This window comes from Goodfellowiella coeruleoviolacea (assembly GCF_024171785.1).
Taxonomy (GTDB): Bacteria; Actinomycetota; Actinomycetes; order Mycobacteriales; family Pseudonocardiaceae; genus Goodfellowiella; species Goodfellowiella coeruleoviolacea.
Map to the genome: position 1 here is coordinate 49,674 of NZ_JAMTCK010000016.1, position 11,684 is coordinate 61,357.

An 11,684-nucleotide genomic window follows, 5' to 3' on the forward strand; every position below is an offset into this window, starting at 1 on the left:
CGGCGCCCCGAGGCACTGGCTGTGGAACAGCACTGCTGGCGGTGAGTGCGCGGTCCGGACGGCACAGCACGACGCCGACCGGGCGCGGCGAAACGCTGTCGCCGCGGGTCGCGCGGGGTTCTCAGTCCGGAGTGATGCCCGGCTGCCGGCCGGGAAGGACCGGAGTCGGGGCGGGGCGCCGGGTCAGGGCGCGACCGACCGCGATTCCGGGGGTGTCGGCGGCCTGGACCGGCACGCCGACGAACTGGTTGCCGGCCGCCCCGGACCCGTCGAGCCCGCAGGAGCACGGTGCTGCCGGGGTGTGTGCCGGGGGAGTGTCTGGCCGGGTGGGGACGGGTTGACGGGACGGGCCGGAGGCGGGCGTCACGTCCACCGGGTGTTGTCTGGCCGAGCGCACGATCAGCGACGAGCCGCCGCGGCGCGCACTGGCCGGGCTGGCGCCCTGGTCGGACCGCGGCTGGTCGGCCGTGTCCGGCTGGTCGGTGGTCGGGTGCGCCTCGGTGGTCTCGGCCGGGTGCGCCGCCTGGTCCGCCGTCGCCGCTGGCGGCACGGTCGACCACTGGTCACCGCGCCACTGCTGGACGTGCCAGCCGCTGGGCACCGCCGGTCGGGTGGCTTCCACGACCGGGGCCGGGGGGAACCCGGACAGCTGCTCCTCGCTCGGTCCGAGCGAGCGCAGCCACTGGTCGAGCGTGTCCAGCCAGTCGGTTGACGGCGAATCGTCCGCGTTGGACCCGCCGACGGGCTCGGACCCGCCAACGGGCACGGACTGCCGGATCGGGTCGATGACCGGCCTGATCATGACGCCACCGATGGGCCGGTGCGCCGCTGGCGGGGTGGCGTTCGCCAACGCCTGGGCCAGCGGGTCGAACTCGCCGGCCAGGTCCTCGCCGGCCAGGTCGACGGCTGGCTCGGACTCGCCGGACACCGGGCGGCCCACCTGGCCATCGGAACCGGACGGGTCGGCCGCCGGAACCGGCTGTTGGGTGGCTGCTGCCGGGTCCACCAGGTCGGAGTCGGCACCGACGCCGGCTGCCTCGGCCGCTGACATCCCGTGGTCGGGCGGGCCGGCGGTGGTTGGCTGGGCGGCCCCGGTCGCGGTGGACAGCGCCCAGGACAGCGCGGTGCCGGTGAGCACACCGCCGACGACCACGAGCGCGCGGGAGAGCAGGCGGCGCACGCGGCGCGCCCCCGCTTCCGCTCGTGGGTCGTCGGCAGACATGTGAACTCCTCGTTGCGATCTCGGGCCGACCTGGGTTGCGGCTCAGGCCCCCCGGGACGATACCGGCACTCCGCGTACATCGTCGAACACGGAGTGCAACGGGTTGAATGCGGTAGAGACTGGCAGTTCCGCGCCGCGATGCCCAGCCCCTGCACCCGAGGTTCGCTAGATCGTGTTACACCGCCAGCCGGCGACCTGGGATTGTTTCCGCCGCACCGCGGCGGCTCGGCGCGTTCAGTTGCGCTTGAGCACCCGGGTCAGACCGGCCGCCGCCGTGGACGCGAGGACCCAGCCCACCGCGATCAACAGGTTGGACACCCACAGCGAGGCGCCGGGGAACTGCCACTTGCCGTCCTGCCCCAGGTCGATGATGGGCAGCAGCAGGTCCATGGACAGCACCCACGGGCTCCACACCGGGTGGTCGTCGTCGTTCATCGGCTGGTGGTGGCCGCCCAGGGCGGCGTCCAGCCAGACCGCCCCGAACAGCCAGAACACCCCGAGCCAGGCGATCGCCAGCCACGGCCGGTAGCCGTAGCCCACGGTCCACCGCTGCAGCGCGCCCCAGGACCGGCCGGCCACACCCAGCTCGGAGTACCGGCGGCGCTGCTTCTCCCACAGCACCTGCCGGGCCCGCTCCTCGTCACCGCCGGCCCGGTACACCGCGGCCAACTGCTCGTAGGGGCCGGGCGTGAAGTCCGGCTGGGCCCGGCGCAGCCAGCCCAACCGGGTGCGCACGTCCACGTCGTCGGGGTGGGCCGCGATCGAGCCGTACACGAAGTCCTCGACCACCACGCCCCCGCTGGCCGTCCACAGCCCTGCCCCGTCCGAGGCCGAGCTGACCTTGGCCCTGGTCAGCAGCACCCGGCCCTGTGGGGCGGCCTCCCCGAAGCGCAGCACCAGCTGGTCGGCGGACAGGCCGTAGCAGTTGAGCGCGATCTCGGTGCTGGACCCGCCCAGCCTGGCACCGTTGAACGAGGCCATCTTGCCCACCTCGGCCCAGCGGCAGCGCACCCCGCCGGTGGCCTGGAAACCGAAGCTGCACAACAGGTCCTTGCCGATGGTGGCGGCGTTGACGTCCAGCGACGGCTTCACGCTGCCGTCCGGCCGCAGCCTCGGCTCGGTCAGCCTGGCGCCGGTGAAGTCCACAGTGGACCCGATCGCGGCGTTCTGCATGCGCACCGACCCCCTGGCCCGCGCGTCGCGCAGGAACAGCGTGCCGCCGACCCGCAGCCGGTCGGCGAACAGCACGTCCGCGCCCGGGGCGTGCAGCTGCACGCGGGACAGGCTGGCGCTGCCCCGGACAACGCCGTCGGCCAGCCGCACCTGCCCGTAGGTCCGCAGCGCGTTGGCGCGGTCGCCGTCGCCGGCGAGCCCGCCGTTGACCGCTCCCCTGGCCTCCAGGTCGCCGCCCACCTCGATGCCGTCGGCGTGCAGCGCCACCGGCACCCGGCGGCCGGCCGCCCCGCCCTGGCCGGCCACCTCCTCGATCACGTCCGGGTGGCCCAGCACCGCGCCGGACAGCCGCAGGTGGCCGCCGATGCGCGCGCTGGGCAGCCGCACCCCGCCGGTGGTGGTGAACCCCTGGTCCAGTTCCACGTTGCCGTCCACCCGGATGCGGTCGGCGACCAGGGCGGCCGAGTCGTCGGCCAGGCCCCGGGGGATCACCAGCACCTGGCGCTCGGCCCGCTGGCTGGCGCGCAGCCGCGCACCGGAGAACACCGCGTCGCCGCCGATGCGCGCCCCGTCGAGCAGCACCCGGCCCTCGGCGGTGAACCGGCCGCCGTCGGAGTCGCAGAACAGGTTGCCGGTCACCACCAGGCCGGTCGCCTCCAGCGCGTCCTGGCCGGGATTGCTCAGCCGGGCACCGCCCAGGTGCACGCTGCCGCCGATGTTGGCGCCGCGCAACCGGACCTCGCCGGTGGCCCGCAGCGCGATGGCCTGGATGGACCCGGAGATCCGCAGGCGCGCGCCGAGCAGGGCGTGGTCCTGGTTGCTGCGCAGCACCGCGCCGGCCAGCCGGAGCGTGCCGTCGACCGTGGCGTCGGTCAGGTCGACCACGCCGTCGCTGTGAAACCCGGCTTCGAGCACCAGGTCGCTGTGCACGGACAGGTTGCGGGCGCGCAGGCCGGGCAGCCGGCAGCCGCGCAGCCGCAGCCCGACCAGGTCGGCCATGCGCAGGTTGGGCCCGTGCTCGAACACGCAGCCCAGTAGGTCCACCACCGGGCTGATCCGGCAGCCCTCCAGGTCCAGCTCGCCGGTGATCTCGGCGCCGGCAAGGCGCAGCGCCGGGATGCCGGCCGGCTCGATCCGGTAGTACCCGGTGAGCAGGCCGGCCAGCACGCCGGCGCGCACCTGGCGGTCGGCGCGCGTGGCCTGGCCCGCGCGGCCGACGCCCCGGCCGGCCGGGTTGAGGTTGAGCCGTTCCCCCCTGGCGAAGGCAGCGCACACCCTGCGCTCGACGCCGGTGAGCACGTCCGGCCGCACGTACTCGGTCACCCGTGCCTCCCCCGTTCCGGTGAGCGTTCGTCACCGCCCGCAAGTGTGATCACCCGGGGGTTGGACGTGTACCCCCGCTCGGGGGTTCGCGGTTTCTCGCCGCGGCCGGCACCGCGTGACCGGGCCCGCGTTGCCGGGGACCGCGTGACCGGGTCCGCGTTGCCGGGGCTGAACAGCCGGGTCTGCGGGCGCGGCTGCCTGGTCGCGGCTGCCTGGTCGCGGCTGCCTGGTCGCGGCTGCCTGGTCGCGGCCGGTGGTCGCGGCCGGGTGGTCGAGTCGCCGGCGCCACATCACGCGGGCGGATCAGCCGCGGAACCCTCCCAGACCAGGCCGGGGCGGCTACGGTGGTTTTCGTGAGCACCCGCAGGGTTGACCCGGACCAGGACACCGCTGGGCGAGTTCCGCTGATCCTGCGCGTGAGCGCCGCGCTGAGCTGGCGCTTCCTCGCGGTGGTGGCGGCGCTGTACGTGATCAGCCAGGTGCTCGGCTACGTGGGCACGGTGGTGGTGCCGGTCGCCATCGCCCTGCTGCTGGCCGCGCTGCTCTCGCCCGCGGTGGCCAAGCTGGTGAGCTGGATGGTGCCGCGCGGGGTGGCCACCGCCGTCGTGCTGGTGGGCGGGCTGGCCGTGGTCGTTGGCGTGCTGACGTTCGTGATCAACGAGTTCTCCAACGGCCTGCCCGAGTTGCAGACCCAGGTCGGGCGCAGCCTGGACACCATCAACAACTGGCTGATCAACGGCCCGCTGCACCTGAGCCAGCAGCAGTTGCAGGACTTCCTGGCCCGGATTCCGCAGACCCTGCGGGAGAACACGTCGACGATCACCTCGGGCGCGCTGACCACCGCGGTGACCGTGGGCGAACTGCTCACCGGCCTGCTGCTGGTGCTGTTCACGCTGATCTTCTTCCTGCACGACGGCGACGGCATCTGGCGGTTCCTGATCCGCGCGGTGCCCTCGGACGTGCGGAACCGGGTGGACGTGGCCGGCCGCCGCGGGTTCGCCTCGCTGGTCAGCTTCGTCCGCGCCACCGCGGTGGTGGCGGTGGTGGACGCGGTGGGCATCGGCATCGGCATCGCCATCGTGGGGGTGCCGCTGGCCGTGCCGCTGGCCGCGCTGGTGTTCCTCGGCGCGTTCGTCCCGATCGTGGGCGCGGTGCTCACCGGCACGGTGGCGGTGCTGGTGGCGCTGGTGGCCAACGGGCTGGTGCCGGCGCTGATCGTGCTGGCCATCGTGGTCGGCGTGATGCAGTTGGAGGGCCACGTGCTGCAGCCGCTGCTGCTGGGCCGGGCGGTCAAGCTGCACCCGCTGGCCGTGGTGCTGGCGATCGCGGTCGGCATGGTGGTCAGCGGGATCGCCGGCGCGCTGCTGGCCGTGCCGCTGCTGGCGGTGCTCAACGCGGGAGTGCGGTCGCTGCTGCACCACGAGGACGACCTGGTGCCGCCGGAACAGGTCGACGTGACCAGGCCGGGGGCCACCCGGCCGAGCAAGACCGGCGACGAGGCCTGAGCTGGTCCGGCCCGGTCAGGCCATCTCCACCTGGTTGCGGCCGTAGTTCTTGGCGGCGAGCATGGCCGCGTCGGCCGCGACCAGCAGGCTGTCCAGGTCGTAGCCGAACCGCTCCGAGGTGGCCACGCCGATGCTCACGGTGAGCCCGGACAGCAGGTGGGGCCGGGCCTCGGTGTCCACCGTGGGCACCCGCAGCGCGGTCACGGCGAGCCTGATCCGCTGGGCGACGGCCTCGGCCTGGTAGGGCTCGGTCTCGGGCAGCAGCACCACGAACTCCTCGCCGCCGAACCGGCCGACCAGGTCGGCGCCGCGCACGATCCGGCGCATCAGCATGGCGACACCGGCCAGTGCGGCGTCGCCGGCCAGGTGGCCGACCCGGTCGTTGACCCGTTTGAAGTGGTCGAGGTCGATCAGCAGCAGCGCGACCGGCCGGCGCCGGCCCTGCGTCCTGGCCAGCTCGTAGCGGGCGCGCGCCTCCCAGTGCCTGGCGTTGGCCAGCCCGGTCTTGGCGTCCCGCTGCGCCGAGCGCCGCCACTGCGGCAGCTGCGCGGCCCGTTCCAGCAGGATCATGGGTGGGCCGGCGATCAGCGCCTGCCAGGCGTGGCCCAGGGTGACGCAGCCCATCAGCCCGCCGGTGCAGGCGGCGACCACGCCGAGCATGATGTCGACCCGCTCGCCGATGACCTCGTCCCACCGGGTGCTCGGCTGGCGCAGCCACAGCCCGACGGTGACCAGCACGGCCCGGCAGACCAGGAAGACGGCCGCGCCGGAGACCATGTCGCACGGGTCGAGCACCGGCGCCGACCAGCCCACCACCGCCCGGCTGATGAAGGCGGCCAGCGCGGTCGCGGACAGGGTGAACACCCAGCGGTGCGGTTCGGGCCGGCCGCCGAGCACGCCGTGCAGTGCCGGGCCGAACAGCAGCAGCACCAGCAGGTTGACCGGGAGCGCGACAATGCCCGCGCACAGGTAGCAGACGTGCACCGGCCACGGGTTGCGCTGGGGTTCACCGCGCTGGTTGGTCAGCGCGGTCATGATGACCACCACGATGGCGGTGCCGCCGATCGCGGCGAACCGGTGGACCTGGAACACCGGTGGTTCCGGTGTCGACACCAGGACGTAGCCCACCACGCCCAGCGCGGCGGCGTCGATGGCGAGCCAGTACAGCAGCGCCGATCGACGCAGGGTCCACATGGGCCAGTCGCGCACACCGCCCTCCCCGTGCGGGAGTGCCGAATCTCGGTGACGCACATGGTCGTCCCCCGGATCTGGTCACCGAACGTCGGTGAGCCTTGCACAGATCGTCGTCGGGCAGAAGACCGCCACCTGGGGGTTAGCCAGGCCACTCGAACACGGCAGGATGATCCCGAAGGGAGCGCAACGTGCAGCAACGCTTCACCGTTCCGGGGAACGACCGGGTCCAGGATCCCACGACTCCGTTGTGGCGGGGGACTGGCGTACTACGCATAGTGACTTTCCTGTTCGCGGTTGGCGTCACCTGGGTGAATCACACCGGGTACACCCGTCCGTGGCTGGCCTGGGTGACCGTCACCGCGATGGGTGGTTGGACGGCCTTCACGGTGTGGGCGTACAGCCAGGGGTTCGGCCGGCGCCCGTGGGTGGTGGTCGCCGACGTGGTGGTGACCTGCGCGCTGATGGGACTGTCACCGCTGATCCTGTCGGACACCCAGTACGCCTGGCGCACCCCGCTGATCACCACGATCTGGGCGGCTGAACCGCCGGTGGCGGCCGGCACGCTGGCCGGGCGCTACGCCGGCATGGTCGCCGGCGGCGTGGTCGCGCTGTGCACCTACCTGAGCCTGGGGCGGCTGGACGTGGACGTGCTGCGGGACGCGGCCCTGCTGATGGGCGCCGGGTTCGTGGTCGGGCTGGCCGCGCAGGTCGCCAGGCAGTCGGCCGAGCAGTTGGCGCGGGCGCTGCGCACCGAGGCGGCCACGGCCGAGCGGGAGCGGCTGGCCAGGTCGATCCACGACGGGGTGCTCCAGGTGCTGGCCAGGGTGCAGCGCCGGGGCGCCGAGCTGGGCGGCGAGGCCGCCGAACTGGCCGCGCTGGCCGGCGAGCAGGAGATGGCGTTGCGCGCGCTGGTCTCGGCCGCCCCTGCCGAGTCCACAGTAGACGGTGAGGTGGACCTGCGGCCGGAGTTGCAGTTGCTGGCCACGCACCGGGTGCAGGTGGCGGCGCCGGCCACCCGGGTGATGGTGGCGGCCAGGACCGCGACCGAGCTGACCGCGATCGCCAGAGAAGCACTGTCCAATGTGGACAAGCATGCGGGGCCGGACGCGCGCGCCTGGGTGCTGTTGGAGGATCTGGGCGACGAGGTGGTGCTCAGCATCCGGGACGACGGCCCGGGAATCCCGTCGGGCAGGTTGGCTGTGGCCGAGGCCGAGGGCCGGATGGGTGTGGCCAAGTCCATGCGCGGCCGGGTCGTCGCCCTGGGGGGTCGGCTCGACCTGCAGACCGGGCCCGGCGAGGGCACCGAGTGGGAGGTGCGGGTTCCCCGCGCGCCCAGCCGCGACTGAGGAGGGGACCCGTGAGTGAGGGGGATTGGTCCGTGAACGATCAGCAGGTGTCGGTGATGGTGGTCGACGACCACCCGATGTGGCGCGACGGCGTGGCCAGGGATCTGACCGAGCGCGGTTTTGACGTGCGGGCGACCGCGGCGGACGCCGAGTCGGCCGTGCGCATCGCCAGGGCGGTCCGGCCGGACGTGGTCCTGATGGACCTCAACCTGGGCGAGTCCACCGGGGTGGACGCGACCCTGCGGATCACCGGGGAGCTGCCCAACACCCGGGTGCTGGTGCTGTCGGCCAGCGGTGAGCACGGGGACGTGCTGGAGGCGGTCAAGGCCGGCGCGTCGGGCTACCTGGTGAAGTCCGCCTCGGTCGCGGAACTGGTCGAGGCGGTCATCCGCACCGCCGCCGGTGACGCGGTGTTCACGCCGGGACTGGCCGGCCTGGTGCTCGGCGAGTACCGGCGGATGGCGGCCACCCCGGACGACGACCAGCTGCCCAGGCTCACCGAGCGGGAGACCGAGGTGCTGCGGCTGGTGGCCAAGGGGCTGACGGCCAGGCAGATCGCGTCGCGACTGGTGATCTCCCACCGCACGGTGGAGAACCACGTGCAGTCCACGCTGCGCAAACTGCAACTGCACAACCGGGTGGAGCTGGCCAGGTACGCCATCGAGCACGGTCTGGACCGCGACCCGGACGCCTGAGCCGGCGCCGCGTCGCCCGACGCGGGCCGAGCACGCCACCGGGGCTGGCCGGCAACCCTGCCCGGCCAGCCCCGCAGCACCCCGTGAACCCCTGTGGAACCAGATCCCCAGATCTGTCTGTGCTCAGCCCGCCGTCCGGCGCTGCCGGAGGTGGGCGTTGCTCGCCGGCAGCCACTGCAGGACCGTGGTCACCAGCAGCGCCAACGCGGCGACGGCGGCGATGCCCTGCAGCACCCCGGGTGTCAGGTCGGCCAGGTCGCGCAGGGCCAGGCCCAGGCCGACCAGCAGGAACAGCGGCAGGACGAACCGGACCCAGCCCCTGCCGGCGAGCAGGCCGAGGCCGACCAGCAGGGCCGCGATGCCCACGACGATCCAGACGACGCTGGTGAACTGGAGGACGCCGTAACCGGCCGCGGCCGCGATGTCGGCCAGTTCCTCGCCGGAGAACAGGTCGCTGCCGGCCAGCTCACCGACCTCCTGGTCCAGGTAGTCCGTCGCCAGCGAGCGCACCATGTCCCGGCCCGCGGTGAACGTGACCACGGCGTAGGCCACGGCGAGCACGGCCACGAGCACCGCTGACCACGCCGCCGCCGACAGCACACCCGGCCGAGGGCGCGCGGCGGTGTCGATCGAACTCACTTCTTTGCCAACTCCTCGTTCAGAAGAAACGCGTGACCGACAATTGCGGCCAAGTCACTCTCTGTCGGCCACTTGGGCGCGGCAGAGTCTGCTACACCTCGACGAGACATGTCGAGTCTTTCTGCAACAATGCCCGGAGATAATTTCAGGACAAACTGTTATCAGGTTCAGTCCAACTGAACCGGAGATTATTCGGGCAGGTCAGAGGCTTAAGGAGGATCACATAGTGTCCACCGACAATGACGCGGAGCCACTGTCCGGGAACGCGCGAAGTCGCGTGGTGCAGAGTCCGGCGGCCCTGCTGGACACCACTATGGACCAACTCCGCACACTAATCGTTGTGCACGAAGCCGGCACAGCATTGGGTGCGGCCCGGTTACTCGGCCGGGAACAGTCCAGCGTGCAAAAACAACTTGACACCCTGAACCGGAACTTCCGCGCGCTGTGCGGCGAGCCGCTGGTGCTCAAGCAGGGGCGGGGCAAGGACGTGCTGTTCACCGGCACCGGGCTGGCACTGGTCGAGCTGGCCCGCGACACCCTGGGTGACTGGCTGGACGGCATCCACGAGTGCCGCCGCCGGCTCGGCGCGACCCTGACCGTGGGCACCACCCGGTTCACCCTGGGCTACCTGACCGACGCCGCGGAGTACGTGGCCGGGGAGTTCGAGCGGCGCGGCATCGAACTCAAGGTGGTGCACGTGCGGACCAGGGACCTGTTCGGCAAGCTGCGCGCCAAGGAGGTGGACCTGGTCTGCGGCAGTGTGGTGGCCCAGTCGGACCGCTCCGAGCTGGGCGACATCGAGGTGATGGAGTGGCGGCGCAGCGGCCTGACCGTGCTGACCAACCTGTCGCCTCGGCGGCTGCCCGGCCCGACCGTGGGCACGCGCGAGCTGCCGTCGCTGCCGCTGGTGGTGCCGGCCAGCGGGCTGATCGACCGGTTCCTGCGCGGCTGGTTCGGGCCGGAGTACCGGGACAAGCTGGACATCGCCGCGGAGATCGACGCCGTGCACTACGGGCTGGAGCTGCTGCGTTCCGGCCTGCTGCGCGGCTGCATGCTGGTGACCAGGGGGGTTGGCGAGGCCGCTGGCGACGGCCGGCTGCCCGGTGCCCAGGGGCTGCGGTCGCTGGAGCTGGTCAACGACGGCGAGCCCCGACTGGAGGTGCTGGTCGGGGCGTTCACCCGACGTGGGGAACGCGCGTCGTTCGCGCCCAACCACCCACTCAACCTGCTGTGGAACGCCCTTGTCGAGGACGGCGCCCGCCGGAGAAAACTCGGCTGACACGTCCGGCCTGCCCGGCCGATCGATCGATCGATTCGATTTCCCCGCGGTGCCGCCGACACCGGCGATGTGCGGGGTGACGTGCGGGTCTGTGCTTTCGTTCCCGCCGATTCCCGTCCCCCACCCTCCCATCGGGGGGCGTCCCCTGGACCATCCTATCCGTGGTCACCCCCGGAATCGCCCCGTCGGCGCAATCTGTGGACAACTGGGGTGCCTGTGGATAACTGGGGTGACCGGCGCGCGGAAAATACGACGATCGAGTGACGTGACAACGCGCTGCTGAATGCTGGGGTGGCCGGCCGCGGCGCTCATGGCGCCATCCACCGACCCCACACCGTTCCGGCCGGAGACGCCGCGCTCCCCAGGAACGCCGTTCCGGCCAGCAACCGGGGACCAGTCCCTTCGCCCTGCCGCTGGTGGTTCCCCCACTGCCGCTGGTGCGCCGCGCCCGGGCCGGCGGGCTGCCCACCCGGGCCGACAACCGGCTCGCCCGAACGCCACTGGTGCACGTTGACAAAACGCGCCCGTGGGCAACGCGGGCTGCCCTACCGTGGACGCGTGTCTGAAGAGGCGGCACCGCCCAGCTCGGTCGATCCCAAGCAACTCCGGGTCTCAGTCGCGGAGCGGGAACACGTTGTCCGGGTGTTGCGCAAGGCCACCAACCAGGGCCTGCTGTCACCGGACGAGTTCGACACCCGGGCGGACCGGGCGCGGCACGCCCGCACCCGGGCCGAACTCAACGGCGTGCTCATCGACCTTCCCGGGCTGGTCAACCGGGGCATCGGGGCAGGGCTCGACGCCACGCCCGGCCAGCAGCACGCCCAGCCCCTGGCCGGCGACCCGCCCCCACCCGGCAACGACCGGGCCGAGCTGACCGCCAGCCTGTCCTCGGTCGTGCGCTCCGGCCGGTGGTCGGTGCCGCGCGAGCTGATGGTCTACAGCCGGCTGGGCCGGGTCGTCCTGGATCTCACCCAGGCGGAGATCCGCCACCCGGTGGTGTCGGTCGAACTGGACGTGGCCGTCGGCAGGGTGCAGCTGTGCGTCCCGGTCGGCGCCACCGTGGACGTCGACGGCCTGGACCTGGTCATGGGCGGGGTGCGGCACCGGGGCGAGCACCCCGCTGCCGCGACCGGCGTGCCCCACGTCGTGCTGATCGGTTCGGTCCGGCTCGGCTCGGTCGTCATCCGCTGGCCGCGCTCCCGGCGTTCGCGCGCTCCGCTGCTGGGCAACCGCGACCGGCGAGGAGATCAGCCCCGCTGAGGGCCGCGCACTCCGGGCGGCCCCCAGGGCGGCCCAGTCCAGGATGGT

Annotated in this window: 9 protein-coding genes; 5 read left to right on the forward strand and 4 right to left on the reverse strand. The window is 72.8% G+C overall.

Annotated elements, in window-relative coordinates; genetic code table 11:
• Positions 1 to 121 precede the first annotated feature (121 nt).
• Both LX83_RS29395 and LX83_RS29400 read right to left on the reverse strand, forming a co-directional pair.
• On the reverse strand, positions 122 to 1,222 hold the full coding sequence (locus LX83_RS29395) for a hypothetical protein (RefSeq protein WP_253777220.1): 1,101 nt from the start codon (positions 1,220 to 1,222) through the stop codon (positions 122 to 124).
• Between the two features lie 234 nt (positions 1,223 to 1,456).
• Positions 1,457 to 3,718, reverse strand: coding sequence for a translocation/assembly module TamB domain-containing protein (locus LX83_RS29400; protein WP_253777222.1), 2,262 nt, complete (start codon positions 3,716 to 3,718; stop codon positions 1,457 to 1,459).
• Between the two features lie 353 nt (positions 3,719 to 4,071).
• Between LX83_RS29400 and LX83_RS29405 the strand changes: the two genes are divergently transcribed.
• On the forward strand, positions 4,072 to 5,223 hold the full coding sequence (locus LX83_RS29405; RefSeq protein WP_253777223.1) for an AI-2E family transporter: 1,152 nt from the start codon (positions 4,072 to 4,074) through the stop codon (positions 5,221 to 5,223).
• A 15-nt stretch (positions 5,224 to 5,238) separates the two neighbouring features.
• Here LX83_RS29405 and LX83_RS29410 read toward each other — a convergent pair whose 3' ends face one another.
• The gene (locus LX83_RS29410; protein ID WP_253777224.1) at positions 5,239 to 6,432 is read right to left on the reverse strand and encodes a sensor domain-containing diguanylate cyclase; all 1,194 of its coding nucleotides are present in this window, start codon (positions 6,430 to 6,432) and stop codon (positions 5,239 to 5,241) included.
• Between the two features lie 173 nt (positions 6,433 to 6,605).
• Here LX83_RS29410 and macS point away from each other — a divergent pair, with 173 nt between their 5' ends.
• Positions 6,606 to 7,763 (forward strand): MacS family sensor histidine kinase, encoded by a 1,158-nt coding sequence (macS, locus tag LX83_RS29415; RefSeq protein ID WP_253777225.1) that lies wholly within the window; start codon positions 6,606 to 6,608, stop codon positions 7,761 to 7,763.
• A 56-nt stretch (positions 7,764 to 7,819) separates the two neighbouring features.
• Entirely contained in the window at positions 7,820 to 8,458 is a 639-nt protein-coding gene (locus tag LX83_RS29420) for a response regulator (protein WP_253777490.1), read from the forward strand.
• A 123-nt stretch (positions 8,459 to 8,581) separates the two neighbouring features.
• Here LX83_RS29420 and LX83_RS29425 read toward each other — a convergent pair whose 3' ends face one another.
• Positions 8,582 to 9,097, reverse strand: a complete 516-nt coding sequence (locus LX83_RS29425) for a hypothetical protein (RefSeq protein ID WP_253777226.1) — start codon at positions 9,095 to 9,097, stop codon at positions 8,582 to 8,584.
• Positions 9,098 to 9,497: 400 nt separating this feature from the next.
• Here LX83_RS29425 and LX83_RS29430 point away from each other — a divergent pair, with 400 nt between their 5' ends.
• Both LX83_RS29430 and LX83_RS29435 read left to right on the forward strand, forming a co-directional pair.
• Entirely contained in the window at positions 9,498 to 10,376 is an 879-nt protein-coding gene (locus LX83_RS29430) for a LysR family transcriptional regulator (protein ID WP_456356014.1), read from the forward strand.
• A 558-nt stretch (positions 10,377 to 10,934) separates the two neighbouring features.
• On the forward strand, positions 10,935 to 11,636 hold the full coding sequence (locus LX83_RS29435; RefSeq protein WP_253777227.1) for a DUF1707 SHOCT-like domain-containing protein: 702 nt from the start codon (positions 10,935 to 10,937) through the stop codon (positions 11,634 to 11,636).
• The last annotated feature ends 48 nt before the right edge of the window (positions 11,637 to 11,684 follow it).

Coding starts and splice junctions, on each gene's coding strand:
- LX83_RS29420 (WP_253777490.1), top strand. CDS start 7,820: ATGGTGGTCGACGACCACCCGATGTGGCGCGACGGCGTGGCCAGGGAT.
- LX83_RS29395 (WP_253777220.1), bottom strand. CDS start 1,222: ATGTCTGCCGACGACCCACGAGCGGAAGCGGGGGCGCGCCGCGTGCGC.